Source organism: Actinotignum sanguinis (genome assembly GCF_030230305.1).
Taxonomy (GTDB): Bacteria; Actinomycetota; Actinomycetes; order Actinomycetales; family Actinomycetaceae; genus Actinotignum; species Actinotignum sanguinis.
Window position 1 is genome coordinate 41,555 of sequence record NZ_JASPCQ010000003.1, and the last position, 20,494, is coordinate 62,048.

Consider the following 20,494-nt stretch of genomic DNA (forward strand, 5'->3'; position numbering starts at 1 on the left):
GTACCGTGATTACACGTACCGCCGTTCTGAGTTATTACCACTATGATTGATTAGTCAACGCCACGAAACCGCTGTTCGGGTGGGTGAAGGAGTAGGAATGACCGTGAAACCTTGGCTGGATATTTACCCGGAGTGGGTACCCTCCGATATCACGGTGGACGAGGAGACTTTAGAAGAGTCGCTCCTGCGCGCGGCCGAACGCTATCCCAATCGGGTTGCCTTGGATTTCCTCGGGGCAACGACGAGTTATCGGGAGCTGGTTGAGCGGGCTCGCCGGGTTGCTACTCTCCTGCGCAGTTTAGGGGTGCAGCGTGGGGATACCGTCGCCGTGGCCTTACCGAATTGTCCCCAACATATGTACGCGCTGTGGGGTGCGATACTGACAGGTGCGACCGTGGCGGAGATGAATCCACTAGCTCCGCGACCTGAATTACATCGTCAGATCACGATGGTTAATGCGCGGGTTGTTATTGCGTGGGAGAAGACCATTGCCACGCTGGCACCAGCCACCCACGACGCGCGCCACTATTTCGCGGTTGACCTCTCCCGCGACTTACCCCTGACCTCTCGGATTCTTCTCAAGCTTCCGATAGCGCAGGCACGAACCCAGCGTGCTCGCTTGCGCGGGGATGTTCCCGCTCACGTGGCTTCTTTTGATCGGGAGTGGCGAAAAGCGGCTCCTATGGATCTCGATACGTTCCGTAAACCGCAGGCGGATGACGTAGCGCTCTATATGTTTACCGGGGGTACCACCGGCAAGCCGAAAGCGGTAATGCTCACGCACCGGAATTTGGTGTCCAACCGCAAGCAGATCATTGCCTGGGTGCCTTTTGAGGCTGATCATCACGAGGTGATTGCTGGGGTGCTGCCCCTCTTCCATGCGTTCGGTTTTACGCTCATGATGATGTGCGGCCTTGATCTGGCTGCAACCGCTATTTTCTTGCCGAATTTCGATATTCAGTCTTTGCTGGCTGCTCAGAAGCGGCGCCCCATCACCGTGTTGCCCGGGGTAACGCCCATGTTCTCCCGTATTCTTGCCGAGGTGGAGAAGCGGGAAGCAGCCGGGGAAACTATTGACCTGTCCTCGATTCGTTTCGGGGTGTCCGGCGCGATGGCACTGCCGAGCGAAGTGGCGCGCCGCTGGGAGGAACGCACCGGCGGTTTCCTCATCGAAGGCTATGGAATGACGGAATCATCTCCGGTGGTTTCTGGATCTCCGATGAGCCAGAATCGGCGCCCTTCCACCCTAGGTGTTCCGTTCCCCGGTACCGAGGTACGTATCGCCAATCCCGATAATTTGGCGGAGGATGCCGCGGATGTGGGCGAGATTTTGGTGCGCGGCCCGCAAGTTTTTGCTGGGTACCTGGGTGAACCGGAGGAAACCGAGGAGGCGTTGTTCGGAGACTGGCTGCGTACCGGTGACTTGGGGCGCTGGGATGGTCCTTTCGTTGTTATGGCTGATCGCGCGAAGGAGATGATTAATTCCTCCGGTTTTAATATTTATCCTTCCGAGGTGGAGGAAGTCCTGCGGGAAATGCCAGAGGTCCGCGACGTGGCAGTTGTGGGGATTCCCGCTGCGGAACGTGGCGAATCAGTGGTGGCCGCTCTTGTATTGGAACCGGGATCCACGGTTGATCTGGCTGCGGTGCGCCGCTGGGCCGAAGGTAAGCTTGCCCATTACGCAATGCCATCGTCTATTGCTCTTTTTGATTCTCTTCCCACGTCCCAGTTAGGGAAGGTGATGCGCCGCTCGGTGCGCGAACAGCTGGATAATTTCGAGCTGACGGCCGGGGTGTGGGTGAAAAAAGCCGGCGCGGTCGCTGGAAGTGCTACTACCGCGGTGGGTGACATGACCCGTGAGACTTTCGAGCGCGTATTGGCCGGCTTGGAGACCACCTATAACCTGACTGTCGATCAGATTCAAAGTTGGGCCTCCAGCATCACGAAGTCCGCCACGGAAAGTGGTGGTGCGGTACGCCAATGGGTCGATAAGACTGCCCCCAGTCAGGAAACTATTGCTGCTTTCGTGCGTTCTGCGGGAGCTACTTTGGAATCTTTTGCCACCTGGGTGGTACGATCTGGCCACGACTTAGTTGCTGGCGCTACGCGGTCAATCACGCCTACTGCACAAGAACATGCGAGCGCCCAGAACCGTTACCCCCAAAGCGATGGCAGGAGCGACGGTGCCACTAACCCCGCCTCGGGTAGTTCCGCAACCTCCCAGAATGAGGAGAATTCAACTAGCCCGGAAAACTAGACCGTTGGTGTGGTTCCACGGGTGGGAGCGCTCCGTATAGCTATGCCTCACAACCAACCACAAGCAACGCGCAGCCCACAAACACCGCTCAGCGCAGGAGCTTCGCTCAGCGCAGGAGCTTCAGGATTGAGGTTTCGAAAAATCCGGCGATTCTGATGCAACCGGAACATCCGGATCACGGCGCAGGTCTGCGATGGCGCGCTCAAAATCATCAATCGAATCGTAATTTGAGTAGACCGAGGCGAAACGAAGATATGCGACGAGATCAAGAGCCTTGAGCGGTTCGAGAATAGCTAGGCCGATATCATGCGCGTCAATCTGCGAGCTGCCCGAGGAGCGGACTTTTTCTTCCACTTGTGCTCCGAGAAGCGCGAGTTGATCTTCGGTAACCGGGCGCCCCTGGCAGGCTTTCCCTACCCCGTTGATAATTTTCTGACGTGAGAAAGGTTCGGTAGCGCCCGAGCGCTTGACGACCACAAGACTGGCGGTTTCCAGCGTAGAGAAACGCCGATGGCAGTTCGGGCATTCGCGACGGCGACGAATGGAGAGACCATCATCGGCGGTACGAGAATCAATCACCCGTGAATCAGGGTTGCGACAAAATGGGCAATGCACATTAATCATTCTAAATGCCTCAGCTATAATGCGCCAACCGTATACCTATGGCGAGATTGCCCAGCCCTCCGTACCGCCTGTGCTCAACCGAAAGTTCAGGACTAATAGCCCGGAATCTCAAGAACCTGGCCGGGAACCAAGTTATGCGACGAGAGTCCGTTAAGGTTGACGATATCTGCCACCCCGGTGGAAATATCAGGAACTCCCGGGATGCTGGCAGCAATACTCGCTAAGCTATCCCCACCTTGCACCGTTACGGTTGCCATCCCTGTTTCCAGGAAAGTAGTTCCCACGATCATGGCAAAACTGGCTAACAGAAGAGTAACAGCGATGGTTAGCGCTACCCGCACACCCATCCGAACGACACTATCCAGAGATGCCGTGCTGGATCGCGCCCCGGGTACCGCCGCACCGCGAACCGGCTTCACCAAAGTGGCGGATGCCGTATTCGAAGCCAGCGATGCTGAGACGGTGCGTGAACGCGAGACCGATGGTGCCGATAGCGGTACCACCCGAGCAACCTTGTGAGTACCAACCTCAGATGCAAAAGCAACCGGACGGCGTACCGCGCCCAGAGCCGGAGTGTTCCAGCGCCGGCGCGCCCCCGCTACCCGTAGTGCCGTGACCGAAGCTGCCCCGCGAGCATCCCCGTGGCAAACTTCTTCCCCGCGTGACTTACTATGCACGGCCGCGGACTGCTCACCCACCACCCGCAGCTTCGGGTGCCGCCGGCTAGTGTGAGCACGGCTGGTTTCCCGCGTTATCTCCTGGTATGCGACACTCATTTTCCACTCCTCGAACATTCGTTCGCCGAACATCTGTATGTTAGACTAGTACGACAGTGAGGGTTTGTCTAGAACGTTCGTTCGACTCCGTGAAGTTCGGTCCTACTCCGGGCCCTACCGTCGTAGAACTATTCAAACCCGCCCTTACGACAAAAAATTCGGCACGAACGCTCGGGAGTGCATATGGATCATCCTCAACTCACGGCTCGCCAGGCAGAGATACTGGACGTTGTCATTGACGGGATCGCCACCCATCACGTCCCGCCAACGGTGCGGGAAATCGGTGAAGAAGTGGGCATGTCCTCCCCTTCCTCAGTGAAATACCAACTCGATGCACTGGAGGAAAAGGGCTACATCTCCCGCAATCCTCGCCGGCCTCGCATGATTGAGCTCACAGAAGCCGGCCGTGCCCACGCACGCCGTTCTCGCGGTGATTCCGAGTGGGAAAGCCAGCTACTTCCGGTGGGTAAACCGGGTCAGGCCAGCTTAGAATCTGATGTCCCGGTGGATATTAGTGAGGCAATCAATGTGCCAGTCGTCGGGAAAATCGCGGCCGGCGCTCCGATTCTGGCTGAAGAGCTCATTGAAGATGTATTCCCGCTACCGCGCCAATTGACCGGAACCGGCGAGCTTTTCACCCTGAAAGTCCAGGGCGAATCGATGATTGATGCGGCGATTTGCGATGGGGACTGGGTGGTGGTGCGCCGCCAGCCTACCGCCGAAAACGGGGAAATCGTTGCTGCCATGATCGATGGGGAGGCCACGGTGAAAGTTCTCCAACGCCGCGATGGCCACGTCACGCTGCTTCCTTGCAACCCCGCTTACTCCCCCATTCCCGCCGATGATAGCGAAGTGCTCGGGCGCGTCGTCATGGTACTGCGCACCCTCTAGCCAACCTCGGTTTCAGGCGGCCTCCGGAACACCGCGATTGGTAAACCTGCATATCGGGCAGGGCTGCGGCGTCGTACTACTATCCACTGCCCAAGCCGGGTTACTATTCGGGCTAGACCGCTATTTAACTTGAGCCGCGAGCCGCCCCAGGGCCGCCCGGACCACGGCACCGTTGTCCGTTCCCCACATATGCGGAAGCGAAGCGCGCAAGAACCCACCGTAACGCGCGGTGACAAGCCGCGGATCCAGAATCGCGACCACACCCCGGTCACTCTCACTGCGGATGAGGCGCCCGGCCCCCTGCGCCAACAACAGGGCAGCATGCGCTGCGGACACATCCATGAAGCCGTTATATCCGCGCTCGTTAGCCCGGCGTGAACGCGCTTGGACCAGCGCGTCGTTGGGGCGCGGGAACGGAATCCGATCAATGGTCACCAGGCGGCACGTCAGACCGGGAACATCCACCCCCTGCCACAGCGAAAGGGTACCGAAAAGCGAGGCGTGGGGATCCGCGGCAAAATCTTTGACGAGGGTGGGCAGCTGGTCCTCACCCTGCGCCAAAATGGGCAGATCGAGGTGATCGCGGGCGAAAGCCGCGGCCTCGTTCGCGGCCTTACGGGAGGTGAAAAGACACAGCGCCCCGCCCTCCGCCGCCTCGATCAATTCCACGAGTTCACGCAGAGTTTCCTCCCCGTACCCCTCCTTCCCCGGGACGGGCAGGTGGCGCGCGACATAAAGAATGCCCTGCTGGTGGTAGGTGAATGGCGAGCCGACGTCGATTCCCCGCCACGGACCCTGGCTCGGATAAGAGAAACCGATCTGACGAGCAGCCAGGTCAAAACGCCCGCCGATGGCGAGCGTGGCGGAGGTAAGGATCGCGGGACGGGCCTCGAAAAGCGTATCCGCCAACGGTGCAGACACATCGAGGGGTGCCGCACACAGACTTGACCGCCCCTCCAGATCGCGGGCAAGCCACACGACCAATGTGCCAGTTGCCACTTCTTCACTCACCATAGCGCTCACCATATCGACGCAGGTAGAAAGCCGGTGGCGCACCACCGCTTTCGTTGCGGCATCTGATTCGGTACTACCGGGCAGAGCTGCGACGTCGTTCTCTACCAGCTGCAATTCGCGCAACAACAGCATAAGAGCGTCCTGCAAAGGCGCGGGCAGGCAGGCAAGGCGCCCTTCCTCCAGCTCATCCATAATGGCGACGACGCCGTCACGGGCCCGTTCGATCCCCTCAGCCAAGATTTTTTCACGGCGCAGCAGGCGCGCCAATCCCGTGATTTCCCCGTGGGAAAGCGCGAAGGTGAGCTGACTCGTCACGCGGTCGACGAGATCATGAGCTTCGTCTACAACAAAAGCATCCGCGTCCGGGAGCACGGGGGTGCCGGAACTATGCACGCCGAGCATGGCGTGGTTCGTGATGACGATATCCGCTTCGGCCGCCGCGGTACGGGCCCGCACCGGAAAACACACGTCACGGAGCGGGCACTTCACCCCCACGCATTCGGGTTTACTCAAGGACACCTGGCGCCAGGCCCGCTCGGATACCCCGGGGACAAGGTCGTCACGATCCCCGGTCTCAGTTTCCGCGGCCCATTCGCGCAAACGCACGACTTCTTCACCGGTTGCACTCGCGCCGTATTCCCCTTCGGCGCGGCTGACAAGCGCATCATCCTCGGGATAACCACCGTGGACCTTACGCAAACACACGTAATTATTCCAGCCTTTGAGCAGAGCGATATGCGGCTCATGCCCGGTTACCGCACTGACGGCTCGCGCCACTCGCGGCGCGTCCTGCCCCACGATTTGGCGCTGCAAGGCAAGGGTGGCGGTAGACACCACCGCACGCTGACCGGTCCGCACCGACCATTCCATGAGCGGAACCAGGTAACCAATGGATTTCCCCGTGCCCGTCCCAGCTTGGATCAGCAGGTGGGAAGAGTCCTCCAACGCGGTGGCGGTCTCCTCAACCATACGATTCTGGCCCTCGCGGACCGCTCCCCCGAGATCCGCAACCACCAGTTCGAGGATCTCGGCCAGTTCTTTTCTCATGCCCGCATCCTGGTGGACGCATCTGTTTGGGCATCCCAGCGGGAGTCGATCTGCCCGGCGATATTTGCTCGCACCAGGGCGTGGATACGCGTGCCGGTCGGCAGATAGTCGAGCTCATCCAATAATTCGCCCTCTTCCAGAATCCGCGAGACGAGATCACCACGCTCGAAGGGAATAATGGCGTCAATTTCAATATCGGGGTGGGGCAGTTCTTCCTCGATGCGCGCAAGCAGCTCATCGATTCCCACCCCGCTATGCGAGGAAACCGCGATAGCGGAAGGGTAGCGTGAACGCAGAGCGGTCAGATCTACCGGATCGGCAATATCAGCCTTGGAGAGCACAATAATCTCCGGGATATCGCGGGCACCGGGCACATCCGCGAGCACGTCGTGCACGGCCGTGACCTGGGCAACCGGATCCGCATTGGAGGCATCGACCACGTGGAGGAGAACATCCGCCCCATCCACTTCTTCAAGGGTGGAGCGGAACGCTTCGACCAGCTGAGTGGGAAGATTACGCACAAATCCCACCGTATCCGAAAGCGTGAATTCACGTCCTTCCGGGGTGATGGCTTTGCGTACTGTCGGGTCGAGAGTGGCGAAGAGGGCATTTTCGACCAGAACATTCGCCCCGGTAAGCCGGTTGAGCAGCGAGGATTTCCCGGCATTCGTGTAGCCAACCACCACCACGGAGGGGATACCGGTACGCCGCCGTTCGGCACGCCGAGTGGAGCGGGCCGGTGCCATCTTTTTGATATCACGCCGGAGTTTTGCCATGCGTTGGCGAATGCGACGTCGATCTAATTCCAGCTGAGTTTCACCGGGGCCGCGCGATCCGATTCCGGCACCGCCGGCCACCTGCCCACCAGCCTGGCGTGACATCGATTCACCCCAACCGCGCAGGCGCGGGAGCAGATATTCGAGCTGCGCGAGTTCTACCTGAGCTTTGCCTTCCTTCGATTGGGCATGCCGCGCAAAAATATCAAGAATGAGAGCGGTACGGTCAATAACCTTGACATTGACGATATCTTCGAGGGCGCGCCGTTGAGAAGGCGCCAGCTCGGTATCAACAATGACGGTATCAGCTTCGTGAGCTTCCACCATCGCGGCAAGTTCTCGAGCTTTTCCCGCACCGAGATAGGTGGCACGGTCAGGAAGCGTGCGGCGCTGGATAACCCCGGCGAGTACCGTTGAGCCGGCCGTATCAGCTAGCGCTGCGAGTTCACGGAGGGATTCTTCGGCCCGTGGACGATCATCAGCGAAGACTCCCACAAGGATGACTCGTTCCAGGCGGACCTGGCGGTATTCAACGTCAATCCCTTGTTCGCGTTCGATACCGCGGGCCAGACCTTCAACTTCCTGGAGGCCGACGTGGTCGCGGTGGATATTGTCCGTACTCTCTTGCCATACGGTATCGGCTTGGAGCACTGTGCCGCGGCGGGTGGAGATATCAACATCACCGACGTGGTGCTCATGTTCATGTACTTCGTTACTAATGGCCACGTTCTCCTTCGTATGGACTCTCATTTTCTCACGTTGCGCCGAAGTTTCCTACCGGCAACCTGGCGCACATGCGTGGTCGGCGGCGCTTCCTGCGAGTTTCTTCCTCTCCGCGCCTCGTTTAAGCTGGTGTTATGACTTCGCACTACTTTTCAGAGCATCCGGATACCGCGAGCAACGCCCGTGCCATGGAGGTAACGATCCGCGGGCGGGACTATTCCGTTACGGTCGACGACGGCGTCTTTTCCGGCAACGGCCTCGATAAAGGAACCGCGGTCCTCTTACGAAAAGTGCCCGAACCGGAATTGGAGCCGGGTGATATCGCGGTGGATCTCGGGTGCGGCTGGGGGCCGATCACCTTGGCTTTGGCCGCCGAAACTCCTCGCGTTATCGGGGTGGATGTGAATGAGCGGGCTCGCGAATTGACACGTATCAACCTTGAAGCCAACGGCTTACATGGCGACGTGCTTACCCCCGGCGAGGCCCTGGAGCGTTTGGGAGAGAAATCAATTCGGTTGCTGTGGTCGAATCCTCCTATCCGGATTGGGAAAGCTGCCCTGCATGAGTTGCTTGCTACCTGGCTGGATCGCCTGGCCGCAGATGGCGAAGCCTACCTGGTTGTGCAGAAGAATTTAGGTGCGGATTCCCTTGCTGCTTGGCTAGCGGGCGAGGGGTACCTGTGCGAGAAGATCGGATCCTCCAAGGGATTCCGGGTCTTGCGGGTACGCCGGTCATGACACACGTTGGCCACTGATTACCAGGCGATACACTCGGAGTGACAAGGGCGCTCTTCGCCCTCGTCACGTGAGCTCCTCAAGTATCCGGGAAGCAAGCTGGGCTGGGGTAGCCGCATTGGCTTCCAGCCATGTTATGCGCGGATCGGCCCGGAACCACGAGCGTTGCCGGCGCGCAAGCTTCCGGGTGGCGATCCGGATTTCTTCCGTGCCTGCAGCGAGGCTGAGGCTACCATCCAGGATTGCCATGGCCTGAGGGTATCCGGTGGCCCGCGATGCGGTAGGAGCTTCCCGCAAGCCGCGGCGCAACAAGCCCGCGGTTTCTTCGAGGAGTCCTTCCCTCATCATGTCATCCACGCGTGCGTTGATCGCGGCGTGAAGATCAGTTATGTCGCGGTGGATCGCGAAGATATGTACATCCTCATAGTGCGAGGTGTGGCGCGGGAAACGTGGGGTGTAGGGCTTACCCGTTAGCCGGATCACTTCCAGGGCTCGAATGACCCGGCGTTCATTACGAGTATCGATGGTGGCATATGCCTCCGGATCACGTTCCTCCAGCTCCCGCAGGAGCCGCGGGAAATCACTGCGGGCTTCTTCCGTAATCGCAGCGCGCAGTCCGGGATCGGTCCCGGGAAACTGCAATTCATCAAGAAGCGCAGACACATAGAGCCCAGAGCCCCCCACCACCACGGGGATTTTTCCCGCCGCGGTGATAGCCCTGAGATCCTGCCGCGCATGCTTTTGGTAGGCAGCAACCGAGGCTTCTTCCGCGATATCCAACTCGTCAATTTGATGATGGTTAATTCCACGCCGCTGCGCGAACGGAAGTTTAGCGGTACCGATATCTAAGCCGCGGTACAGCTGCATAGCATCGGCGGAGATGACCTCGACCTTCTCCGGCCCACCCAAAAGCTCTGCGAGTTCCAACGAGACGGATGTTTTTCCGCTTGCGGTGGGCCCCACGACTGCGATAATCACTCTGCCACCGTGCCTTCGGTCGTATAACCGTACCCGGCATCCCCCGCTTCTTCCGCGGTGTGTTCATCCACGAGTATCGCTCGGGCTCGGCGCAGTGCCTGTGCGCATTGCTCGGCTGTGAAACCGCGCCGGGCCAGCATGGCGTACGTGCGCTGGGCTAGCGTTTCCGGTTTCCCGGAAGCGCTGCGCAGCTTCTTCACCGCTAGCTGCACCGCAGAATCAAGCTCCGCATCGGGATCAATATCCGCGAGCGTTTCTTCAATGAGCTCCACAGCTACGCCTTTGCGGTGCAACTCAGCTGCGATAGCACGCCGGGAAGCATGTTTATCGCGCCGGCGAACCGCGGTGAGAGCACGTGCAAACTTGGCATCGTCAATATAGCCAGCAACGTCAAATTCGTGGAGTACCCGTTCAGCTATTGCTTCCGGGACCTGACGGGTGTGAAGCGCCTGACTGAGCTGATAGCGGGAACGATCCATCATGCCGAGCTGGCGGTAGACAATATCCCGAGCCCGGCGTAATTGTTCTTCTTCGCTCAAAGATTCGAGGTCGGGCGTACGCCGACGACCTTGCCCATTCCGGGTACCTCGCTGTGATCGGCTACGGCCCGGTGATCGCCCACCGCGCGTTTCGGTATCCGAGTAGTGTGTCACCGCGGTCACCTACTTAGAAGTCAACAGTTTCGGTAGTATTCCCACTGCTTTTCGCGGATGTACTCTGCTTAGTTCCCGTAGAACCAGCCGTAGCACTACCGGCACCTGCCTTAGCTTCGGTTTCTCCGCCTTCGGTTATTTCCGGATCTTCACGCAGTCCGGCCTTGCGGAGGATCTTATCCTCGATTTCATCACGCAAATCCGGATTATCCATAAGGAACTGCCGAGCTTTTTCTTTACCTTGGCCCAATTGGTCACTCTCATACGTGAACCATGCCCCGGCCTTACGGATAATATTCAACTCCACACCGACGTCAAGGAGACTTCCTTCTCGGGAAATTCCCTCACCGTAGATGAGGTCAAATTCTGCTTGTTTGAAAGGCGGAGCCATCTTGTTCTTGACGATCTTGACGCGGCAACGATTCCCCACCGGTTCACTACCGTTTTTGAGAGTTTCGATGCGCCGCACGTCCATGCGAACGGAGGCATAGAACTTGAGCGCTTTCCCGCCTGTGGTAGTTTCCGGGTTACCGAACATCACGCCGATTTTTTCACGCAGCTGGTTAATAAAGATGGCGGTGGTTCCCGAGGCGGAGAGCGCACCGGTCATTTTCCGCAAGGCCTGGCTCATGAGGCGTGCTTGTAAACCGACGTGGGAATCACCCATATCGCCTTCAATTTCTGCCTTGGGAACGAGGGCCGCCACGGAATCGATGACGATGATGTCAATCGCGCCAGAGCGGATAAGCATATCGGCAATTTCCAAGCCCTGTTCCCCGGTATCCGGCTGGGAGACAATGAGCGAATCAGTATCAACGCCCAGAGCCCGCGCATAGATTGGATCAAGTGCGTGTTCCGCGTCGATAAACGCAGCGATACCGCCATTGCGCTGCGCGCTGGCAACAGCATGGAGAGCAACCGTGGTTTTACCCGAAGATTCCGGGCCGTAAATTTCTACCACGCGCCCGCGCGGCAATCCGCCGATACCGAGGGCAATATCTAGGGCGATCGATCCGGTAGGAATGACTTCCACCCGGGGACGGACATGGTCACCCAGCCGCATAACGGAGCCCTTACCGAATTGCTTATCAATTTGCGCCAGAGCGGTATCAATTGCCTGCTTGCGATCATCTGCCATAGGGCGCCCGACCGTTTTGGTGCGGGCACTAGCTTTAGCTGCGGCCATATCCCATCCTTACTCACGTTTCCTACAGATCAGGCCTAGGCGAGACACTCCCTCTCCGAGAGGCTCGAGATCACTGTATATCCGGCCTACGACATACTTAGACGCCGCGAAACTCTTGTGGATAACGCTGACGCCTGAGGATCTGTGGATTATTCTAGTACGAACGGTTGTTCGGTACCGCATTGAAAGGGTGTGTCACCCGCTGCATTCGCGCGTAAGTCGCGAATGCTTCCCGCGAATACTGAGCGAGAGGACGGTGCGCGCGCCACTTCACGAGTGCTACTCCCCGCCACTATTCACGGGCTGCGAAATCTTCCGGGCTGAGCCGGTGGAGGTAATGGTAGTAATCCGGGAATCCCATCGTGTCGCACACGGCATCCCAGATACGTTGCGGGTCTTCCCCGGCTTCGAGGGCTTGAACCGGGCTGCGATCCCCCAGGGCCGAAAGAACAAGATCTTGGGCGGCGCTCCTCCCGCGCCCATGCGGGAACGCCCGATCAATATTGAGCCAGAATTCTGATTCACGCACCGGTGGATTATATTCCTTTATTGGTTGTGGGGTCTGGAGTAGGACGCGCCTGGTGAGAAGCGTTCCGACACAGCATAACGGCGCGCATCAAGGAAAGCTGAAGCCATAGAGCTAACGCTAAGCGCTCCCGCTTCCGCAGCGGGGCACCGCCTTGACCGCGCCGTTTGCGACGTGGTGTACAGGGATTACTTCGTAGTGGAAAGTTCCCCGCGCATGAGTTCGGCCGGGCTCTCCGGCACGCGCAGGTGGGCCGGGATGCGACCTTCAACCAGGTCAATCCGATCAGCAACCAAGCGCAGTACGTGGCTCATGGGCACGTTGAGCGCCCGGCAAATCGAAGCGAGGAGTTCCGAAGAAGCTTCCTTCTGGCCACGTTCAACTTCGGAGAGATATCCGAGAGAAACACGTGCATCGGAGGAAACTTCCCGCAGGGTACGCCCTTGCCGCTGCCGGTAAGCCCGCAAAACCTCGCCAATCTCTTCGCGAAGGAGAGCGGGTTGGCGCTGTTCAGGACGCACTACGAAATCATTCTTCCGGGTTACGCCGGTACGGGTATCAATTGTCATCACTAATCTCAACGCCTACTTCCTGTTTTTATTCCCCACAGAGCGAAACATCTTCATCGCCTTCGGTGCCAGACTCGTGGCACGAGGCCATCAAAAGGTTCCACAAATATTAAGCCAGGCGAATCTGGAGATTTACTGGGAGCGAACAGGAGTTAGTCAGGACACAGCCAAGTTTGCGCGCGGCCCGGGTGCGCCGTCGTTCAAAAAAGCAGCAAGAAGTTCGACGGCGCCGCGCACGGCCCCGCTCCGTACGTCGCTGCGGCCACCGGCGAGGTGGAGCTCGCGCGCCATCTGCGCACCACCACGTGCACTCACCGCGATCCACACAGTTCCCGCCGGGTGTCCATCATGCGGACCGGGCCCGGCCACCCCAGTGGTGGCCATGCCGATATCAGCTCCGGTCACGTCGCATACGCCCCGCGCCATCTGGAGCGCGACGTCCCGATCTACCGGCCCGTGAGTACGCAGCCGTTCACTAGATACTCCAAGGATGCTGGCTTTCAGGTCCGTCGCGTAGCTGACCACTCCCCCGCGCAGCACCGCGGAAACCCCGGGAACAGTAACGAATTGCGCGGTAAGGAGACCGCCGGTTAAAGATTCCGCGCAGGCGAGGCTGAGGCCATGCTCGCGTAAATCTGCCACGCAGGATTCGGTGAGCGTGGCCAGGTACGGGGCCTCACCTGACTGCGGCGTCGTCATGAGCGCGCTCCCTGGCCACCGCCGCGCGCGATACGCACCGCATCACCGACGTACCCGATCGCGGACCACACCGACAGGACGAGGGCCACCCCGAGGGTAATCCACCCGAGCCATTGGAAAATATCTCCGCCCGGGTGCCCGAGCCACGCAATCCACGGCAGCATGAGGATACCGGCACCGATGGACTGGGCAAACATCTTGAGTTTACCGATCCACCCGGCTGCCATAACCTGTTTCGTCACCACGAGCATCCGCACCAGGGTAATGAAGATTTCACGGGCGATCATGAGGACAGTGACCCACCACCACAGCCGATCATGGACCGACAGCATAATGAGAGCCGCAGCTATAAGACCTTTATCGGCAATGGAATCGGCAAGTTTCCCAAAGTTGGTAATAAGCCCACGCGAACGTGCTAGCTGCCCGTCGAGGCGGTCAGTGAAAGCCGCGACGGCGAAAACTACCCATGCCCAGAAGCTGCGAGTAGCGGTGGGTTCCCAGAATACCCAGACAAAAACAGGAATGAGGATAATCCGCGCGACCGTCAAAGCATTGGCGATATTGAGGAGGGGCGGCTCGCTCGCCTCCGTAGCGTTCGTGTGAGACATGTCCCTACTTTACCGCCCCGTGAGCTGCCAGGCGTCCTCCCCGGATTCCCCGGCGGGGTCATCATCGTCGTACCAGGTGGGAGCGGTGTCCTCCGGGTCGTGTGCCAGTGGGTCTTCAGCGTAGCGGTTCGTGCCCACCGTATCGGTATCTCCGGCACCGTGTGGCCCGCCAGGTGCACCAGGTGCCACAGGTGCGCCGGGTACCACAGGTGCGCCAGCCTCGGGGTGATCGGCGCCTCCGACTCCAGCCGTGCTATCGCCAGTTTCGTCCTCGTAAATAGAATCGCGTTCCCCGCGCAGCATGGCGAGGGCATCTTCCACCAGTTCCGGTGCCACCAGCACGTCGCGAGCCTTCGAGCCTTCGGAAGGCCCCACAATCTCGTATTGTTCGAGCAAATCCATCATCCGCCCCGCCTTGGCGAAGCCAATGCGCAGCTTACGCTGCAACATAGAGGTGGATCCGAATTGGGTGGTGATAACAATTTCCGCGGCCTGGAGCAGAATGTCGAGGTCCTCACCAATTTCTTCGCGCTGCTTCTTTTCACGCCCGGCAGCCTCCACCGTTTCCTGGAAATCTTCGCGGTACTGGGGGCGCAACTGCGTTTTCACATGCTCGACGACACGCTCAATTTCCGCTTCGTCCACCCAGGCACCCTGGAGACGAATCGGCTGGGCACCACCTGGCATAAAGAGAGCATCACCTTGCCCGATGAGTTTCTCGGCCCCGCCCTGGTCGAGGATGGTGCGCGAATCAGCGAGCGAGGATGTCATAAAAGCCAGGCGGGAAGGAATATTAGCCTTGATGAGGCCGGTAACCACATCCACGGAGGGCCGTTGGGTGGCGAGCACCAGGTGGATACCAGCGGCGCGCGCCAGCTGGGTGATGCGCTGGATGGAGGATTCCACGTCGCGCGGTGCCACCATCATCATATCGGCAAGTTCGTCTACCACGACCAGCAGGTAGGGATAGGGCTGGAGGGTACGGTGCGGGTCATGCGCCTTAACGGTGCCCGCCCGAATCGCTTCATTGAAATCAGTGATGTTCTTGAAGCGGTAGGACTGCATATCGTCATAGCGCGCATCCATCTCCTTGACCACCCATTCCAGCGCCTCGGCAGCTTTCTTCGGGTTGGTGATGATCGGGGTGATGAGGTGCGGAATACCGGCATAAATGGTGAGTTCCACGCGCTTGGGATCCACGAGGATCATCCGCACTTCGTCCGGGGTGCAGCGCATGAGCACCGAGGTGATCATCGAGTTAATGAAAGAGGATTTGCCGGCGCCGGTGGCCCCCGCCACCAGCAGATGTGGCATTTTCGCCAGGTTGGTCACCACGAATTGTCCGCGTACATTCTTCCCCACCGCCACGGTGAGGGGATGGTGGTCACGGCGTGCCACGTCGGATGCCAGCACATCGCCCAGCTGCACCACTTCGCGGTCCGCGTTGGGAATTTCGATACCGATCGCGGATTTACCTGGGATGGGGGAAAGAATACGCACATCGGCACTCGCCACCGCGTAGGCAATATTCTTCGAGAGCTGGGTGATGCGCTCGACCTTGACGCCCGGCCCCAATTCAACTTCGTACTGGGTGACCGTCGGTCCGCGCGAAAAGCCAACCACCTGCGCGTCCACCCCGAAATCAGTGAACACCTGGGTCAGTGCAGCGACCACGCGATCATTAGCTTCGGTGCGTTCAGGATGCACCGCTCCGCGTTTGAGTAAATCCGGAGAGGGAAGCTCATACAAAATACTCGGGTCGAGGGCCAGTTGCTGAGTGCGCGTGAAGGGCGCACCGGTATCGGGGGCGGGAAGATCAGGCGCCGTCGCGGCACCGTCCTGGGTGTCTGCCGCACTACCGGCTTTCTTGGTGCGCACCGTTTTTTTCGGCGACGCCGCCGCGCGGCCCGCCGCTCCACCGCCCGCCGTCGGCTGAGGCAGCACCGTGGTGGCGCCCTGGGTCTGCCCGCCGTCGGCACCGTCTGCCCAGTCGGCCTCCGCCGCCCCGTCCGCGCCATTCGCACCGTTGTTGGTAGCGGGAGCGGTAGCTGCGCCGTCGTTCTCAGAAGGAGCCCCGGAAAGTGCCGCATCCAGATAGCTGCGCGCGGGCTTCTTACCGCGCCGGGACGTGCGTCCGGCGCTCGGGAGCCGGGTGGTGTTTTCCGCCGCGTCAATATCGTGAGGCGAATCGTAAGGCACCGATGCGGAGTGCCCGCGGTTAGCGATCTCATCCCCCGCTTCAGCATCGCGCTGCGCGCGCCGATCCCGAATAGTGGCGGCAATATCCGCCATCGAGACGTCGGCGATGTAGAGCCCGGCCCACAGGATAATAATCACGAGGATAGGAACGGCACCCCACGGGGAGAAAAGCATCTCGAGAACGCCCCCGCTGAGCCACCCAAGTAGGCCGCCGGCGTTTTCTACGTCTGCGAAGTGGTCGGCCGGGCTTCGCGGCTGTTTCACCACGTGAATAATGCCGGCCAGACACACCACGATAATCAACACACCGAGCAGTACCCGCCGGTGTTCATTCCCGCGTGCCGGAACCACCAGTCTGATGGCGAGGGCCAGGAAGACGGCGGGAAGGAGAACGGAGAGTAACCCAAAAATACCGGCGGTGGCGTGGTGAATAACCCCGCCAAGTACCCCGGAAATATTGAACCATTCGCGCAGTGCCACAATAACCGCGAGACCGAGGAAAGTGGCCACGAGGGCGTTACGAACATTCCCCGTCAGCTGGCGCCCCTCCGCCCGCTCCGTGCCCGCCCCGTTTGCGGGCGTGGCGGAGCGTCGGGACGGGCGGCGCGCGGGCGCAGTCGTCTCTTTCTCGGTTTTTTTGACACGTCGCTGAAACTTCACATCAAAAGCCTAGCCTTTGTGCAAAAAGTTGCCCCTCCCGGCGCGCCGCATGCGAGGGGGACTACACCTCCACGACAGTCGGAATAATCATGGGCGAACGGCGCAGTTTGCGGGAAACCCAACGCCCCACCACGCGCCGCATGGCCTGCTGCATCCCGTAGCTATCTGAGCCCTTCGCCACGGCTTCTTCCAGGGCTCGCGTGACTTCCGGAGTGATGCTGTCAAAGACAGTCTCATCTTCAGCCATGGCGCGTGCCTGGAGGTGCGGACCGGTGACGATGCGCCGCGCATTGGTATCCACCACCGCGAAAATAGCAATAAATCCTTCATTGGAAAGAATTTGGCGGTCCTTGAGTTCGGATTCGGTAATATCCCCAACGGAGGAGCCATCCACATAAATATTCTGGAAAGGCACCGAACCAACGAGACGAACTTCGCCGTCGATCATATCGATAACCGAACCGTTTTCCGCCAGAATCACATTATCGGCGGGCACCCCGGTTTTCACCGCGACGCCGGCGTTCGCGACCTGGTGGCGTACCTCCCCGTGAATAGGCATGGCGTAGGCTGGCTGCAAAATGTTGTAGCAGTAGAGCAATTCGCCCTGGGCAGCATGCCCGGAGACGTGCACCCGCGCATTACCCTGGTGAATCACATTCGCGCCGAGCTTGATAAGCCCGTTGATCACCCGAAACACCGAATTTTCGTTTCCGGGAATGAGCGAGGAGGCCAGCAGCACCGTATCTCCCGGATTAATCGCCACCTTAGGGTGGGAACGATTCGCGATACGAGAGAGCACGGCCATGGGTTCACCCTGGGAGCCGGTGGACATGTAGATGCGGCGGTTTTCGGGCAGGTCCTTCATATTTTTGAGGTCGACGACGGTGCCTTCTGGCACGTCCAAATACCCGAGGTCCTCCGCGATCTTCATATTGCGCACCATAGAGCGACCCACGAATGCGACCTTACGGCCGTTATGTGCCGCGGCATTGAGAACTTGCTGGACCCGGTGCACGTGCGAAGCAAAGGAAGCAACAACGATCTGCCCGGTAGCCCCGCCGATCACCGAATCAATCACCGGCTGAATTTCCGACTCGGAATGCACAAAACCGGGGATTTCGGCGTTGGTGGAATCACACATGAAGAGATCCACGCCTTCGTCTCCGGCCGCCGCGAAAGCACGCAGGTCGGTGAGACGTCCGTCCAGCGGAAGCTGGTCCATCTTGAAATCACCCGTGATGAGAATATTGCCCTCCGGGGTGCGGATGAAGAGGGCCAGTGCATCCGGAATGGAGTGGTTGACGGCAATGAACTCAAATTCCATGCCCGCGATGCGCATGGAATCCCCCTCGGCCACCACGGTGACATTCGGGGCGATGTGGTGCTCCTGGAGCTTCGCCTCCACGAAAGCAATGGTCAATTGGGAGCCGATCACCGGGATATCCGGGCGCATTTTCAGCAGATACGGCACTGCCCCGATATGATCCTCATGCCCGTGGGTGAGGACGATGGCGGCAATATCGTCGAGGCGGTCTTCCAGGTAGTCAAGATTGGGGAGAATAAGATCAACACCGGGTTGGGCTTCTTCGGGGAACAGCACTCCGCAATCGGCAACTACCAATTTGCCCTGGTATTCAAGAACGTTGCAATTGCGACCGACTTCACCGAGTCCGCCCAGGGGAACGATACGAACGGCGTTCCGCAGCGGTGGTACAGATTTCTTCACTTCATCACTCACCCCTGTATTCTCTCACGAAGCGCGGCGCTTCCATAGGTGCTTCCTGCCCGGACCTCGCCCTGGCGGCTCGATACCCGCGCGGGCACGAGCACCGTGCGCGCCGCCGGGGAACACCGAGCGCGCACCAGCGGGGGGAGCTAGCTCGCGAGGAGACCTTCGGCGCGCAGCGCTTCCGCCAATTCCGCGATCTGCGCCGTAGATGCCCCTACCAGGGGTAGGCGCAGGGTAGCCGAGGGGATGATCCCGAGGAGTTTGAGCGCTTCTTTCGCCATAACGGCACCTTGCCCGCTTCCCATAATCGCGGAAATAATATGGCGCTGCGCGGCGGCTTCCCGGCGGGCAGCCGGCAGATCTCCGGCGTCGACCTGCTCCACCAGGGCCCGCAAGCGCGCCGCAATAACGTGCCCGGCCACCGAAATCACCCCGGAAGCCCCGTGCGCGAGCCAGGCGAAATTGAGGGCATCGTCTCCCGAGTAATATTCCAAGCCGGTGCGTGCCATTTTGACGAAACCGGCCGCCACATCACCGGTGGCATCTTTCACGGCGTGGATGCGCGGGTGCTCAGCCAGGCGCAGCAACGTATCCAGTTCGAGCCGCACCCCGGTGCGCCCCGGAATATCGTAAACCATAACGGGCAGGTCCGTGGCTTCCGTCACGTTCACAATATGTTGGTAGACGCCTTCCTGGGAGGGCCGGTTGTAATACGGGGCGACGACGAGCAGCCCCTGCGCCCCACTTTTTTCAGCCCCGCGGGCAATGCGCACCGCGTGGGCGGTGTCATTGGAGCCGGCGCCGGCGATAACCATGGCGCGGTTACCAACCGCCGCGCATACTTCCCGCACCAGGACGTCTTTTTCCGGCTGGTGCGTGGTAGGAGATTCTCCGGTGGTGCCGGAAAGGAGCAGGGAATCACATCCCTGGTCCACAAGGGTGGTGGCCAGCGCCACCGCGGCGTCAACATCCAAGGCGCCGTCGGCGTGGAAAGGGGTCACCATGGCAACGCTAACGGATCCAAAACTGCGTGAAGGCAAAGTGTGCTCGTCCATGGGCTCAGCCTATCGTTCCCAGCTCATGTACTGCTCTAATCCCACCTGCACGCCCGGATGCTGGTCAATGCCGCGGATAGCCAGAAGCACCCCGGGCATAAAAGACTCACGGGTGAAAGAATCTTGGCGCAAGGTGAGCTGTTCCCCGGGATTCCCCAACAGCACCGTTTCGTGAGCATTCAAGCCCCGAAGGCGCACCGCATGCACCGGGATGCCGGCAATTTTCTCCCCGCGGGCGGGCGCGGGCCCGGTGGTGGCATCGGGAGCCGGGGCGCATCCGGCTGCCGCTCGAGCTGCCGCGATTTTCTCCGCGGTGGCGCGCGCCGTTCCCGAAGGTGCATCCACTTTATCGGGATGGTGCATTTCCACCACTTCGACGGATTCAAAATACGGGGCGGCCATTTCCGCGAACATCATGGTGAGTACGGCACTCAAACCAAAATTCGGGGCGATGAGCACATGGCGCCCCGTTTCCTTGGCCACCGCCTCGATGCGCGCAATCTTTTCCGGGGTCCATCCCGTGGCTCCGACGACGGCGTGGCAGCCGTTGGCGAGCAACGCACGCACGGTATCTTCCGTGGCGTCGGGAACGGTGAAATCGACTCCCACAGTGGCGCCCGCCAGGGTCTGGGGGGTGATGGGATCATCCTTGGTGATCCGGGCGGTCAGGTTCATATCGGGGGCGTCGGTGACGGCGGCACACACGGTGCTACCCATCCGTCCCGCCGCGCCCACCACAGCTACGTTGATAGTCATACCGTCCATGCTACGTGGCCTGGATAGACTAGGT

At 59.9% G+C, this 20,494-nt stretch carries 18 protein-coding genes; 3 read left to right on the forward strand and 15 right to left on the reverse strand.

Annotated elements, in window-relative coordinates; all coding sequences use genetic code 11:
• Positions 1-97 precede the first annotated feature (97 nt).
• Positions 98-2,257, forward strand: coding sequence for an AMP-binding protein (locus QP828_RS02480; protein WP_274778464.1), 2,160 nt, complete (start codon positions 98-100; stop codon positions 2,255-2,257).
• 120 nt (positions 2,258-2,377) lie between these two features.
• On the opposite strand, the gene nrdR is transcribed toward QP828_RS02480, so the two are convergent.
• Positions 2,378-2,881 (reverse strand): transcriptional regulator NrdR, encoded by a 504-nt coding sequence (gene nrdR, locus QP828_RS02485; protein WP_206435359.1) that lies wholly within the window; start codon positions 2,879-2,881, stop codon positions 2,378-2,380.
• Between the two features lie 92 nt (positions 2,882-2,973).
• Complete coding sequence (locus QP828_RS02490; protein ID WP_274778463.1) at positions 2,974-3,657, reverse strand: LysM peptidoglycan-binding domain-containing protein; 684 nt, start codon at positions 3,655-3,657, stop codon at positions 2,974-2,976.
• A 183-nt stretch (positions 3,658-3,840) separates the two neighbouring features.
• On the opposite strand from QP828_RS02490, the gene lexA reads away from it, so the two are divergent.
• A complete protein-coding gene (gene lexA / locus QP828_RS02495; protein ID WP_274778462.1) occupies positions 3,841-4,548 on the forward strand; it encodes a transcriptional repressor LexA in 708 nt (235 codons plus the stop codon).
• 120 nt (positions 4,549-4,668) lie between these two features.
• Here lexA and QP828_RS02500 read toward each other — a convergent pair whose 3' ends face one another.
• Together QP828_RS02500 and hflX are read right to left on the reverse strand one after the other, a co-directional pair.
• On the reverse strand, positions 4,669-6,609 hold the full coding sequence (locus QP828_RS02500) for an ATP-dependent DNA helicase (RefSeq protein WP_274778461.1): 1,941 nt from the start codon (positions 6,607-6,609) through the stop codon (positions 4,669-4,671).
• Entirely contained in the window at positions 6,606-8,135 is a 1,530-nt protein-coding gene (hflX, locus tag QP828_RS02505; protein ID WP_274778460.1) for a GTPase HflX, read from the reverse strand. The genes QP828_RS02500 and hflX overlap by 4 nt, the downstream gene beginning before the upstream one ends.
• A gap of 107 nt (positions 8,136-8,242) precedes the next feature.
• Between hflX and QP828_RS02510 the strand changes: the two genes are divergently transcribed.
• Positions 8,243-8,845 (forward strand): class I SAM-dependent methyltransferase, encoded by a 603-nt coding sequence (locus QP828_RS02510; protein WP_274778459.1) that lies wholly within the window; start codon positions 8,243-8,245, stop codon positions 8,843-8,845.
• 63 nt (positions 8,846-8,908) lie between these two features.
• On the opposite strand, the gene miaA is transcribed toward QP828_RS02510, so the two are convergent.
• The 11 genes from miaA to dapB all read right to left on the reverse strand — a co-directional run bounded on the left by miaA (position 8,909) and on the right by dapB (position 20,460).
• Complete coding sequence (gene miaA / locus QP828_RS02515; RefSeq protein ID WP_274778458.1) at positions 8,909-9,820, reverse strand: tRNA (adenosine(37)-N6)-dimethylallyltransferase MiaA; 912 nt, start codon at positions 9,818-9,820, stop codon at positions 8,909-8,911.
• Complete coding sequence (locus QP828_RS02520; RefSeq protein WP_274778457.1) at positions 9,817-10,359, reverse strand: regulatory protein RecX; 543 nt, start codon at positions 10,357-10,359, stop codon at positions 9,817-9,819. The genes miaA and QP828_RS02520 overlap by 4 nt, the downstream gene beginning before the upstream one ends.
• 127 nt (positions 10,360-10,486) lie before the next feature.
• A complete protein-coding gene (gene recA / locus QP828_RS02525; protein WP_274778456.1) occupies positions 10,487-11,659 on the reverse strand; it encodes a recombinase RecA in 1,173 nt (390 codons plus the stop codon).
• Between the two features lie 292 nt (positions 11,660-11,951).
• A complete protein-coding gene (locus tag QP828_RS02530; RefSeq protein WP_164545864.1) occupies positions 11,952-12,188 on the reverse strand; it encodes a DUF3046 domain-containing protein in 237 nt (78 codons plus the stop codon).
• Positions 12,189-12,373: 185 nt separating this feature from the next.
• Entirely contained in the window at positions 12,374-12,754 is a 381-nt protein-coding gene (locus QP828_RS02535) for a helix-turn-helix domain-containing protein (RefSeq protein ID WP_026428564.1), read from the reverse strand.
• Positions 12,755-12,910: 156 nt separating this feature from the next.
• Positions 12,911-13,453: a CinA family protein gene (locus tag QP828_RS02540; RefSeq protein WP_274778455.1), complete on the reverse strand. Its 543-nt coding sequence runs from the start codon at positions 13,451-13,453 to the stop codon at positions 12,911-12,913.
• On the reverse strand, positions 13,450-14,061 hold the full coding sequence (gene pgsA / locus QP828_RS02545; RefSeq protein WP_274778454.1) for a CDP-diacylglycerol--glycerol-3-phosphate 3-phosphatidyltransferase: 612 nt from the start codon (positions 14,059-14,061) through the stop codon (positions 13,450-13,452). Before pgsA ends, QP828_RS02540 begins: the two co-directional genes overlap by 4 nt.
• Positions 14,062-14,070: 9 nt before the next feature.
• Positions 14,071-16,920, reverse strand: a complete 2,850-nt coding sequence (locus tag QP828_RS02550; protein WP_274778453.1) for an FtsK/SpoIIIE family DNA translocase — start codon at positions 16,918-16,920, stop codon at positions 14,071-14,073.
• Positions 16,921-16,981: 61 nt separating this feature from the next.
• On the reverse strand, positions 16,982-18,658 hold the full coding sequence (locus tag QP828_RS02555) for a ribonuclease J (protein ID WP_016442517.1): 1,677 nt from the start codon (positions 18,656-18,658) through the stop codon (positions 16,982-16,984).
• Positions 18,659-18,795: 137 nt separating this feature from the next.
• Complete coding sequence (gene dapA, locus QP828_RS02560; protein WP_016442516.1) at positions 18,796-19,704, reverse strand: 4-hydroxy-tetrahydrodipicolinate synthase; 909 nt, start codon at positions 19,702-19,704, stop codon at positions 18,796-18,798.
• A gap of 9 nt (positions 19,705-19,713) precedes the next feature.
• Positions 19,714-20,460 carry a 4-hydroxy-tetrahydrodipicolinate reductase gene (gene dapB, locus QP828_RS02565; protein WP_274778452.1) on the reverse strand — a complete coding sequence of 249 codons (747 nt, stop codon included), beginning with the start codon at positions 20,458-20,460 and terminating at the stop codon, positions 19,714-19,716.
• Between the last annotated feature and the right edge of the window lie 34 nt (positions 20,461-20,494).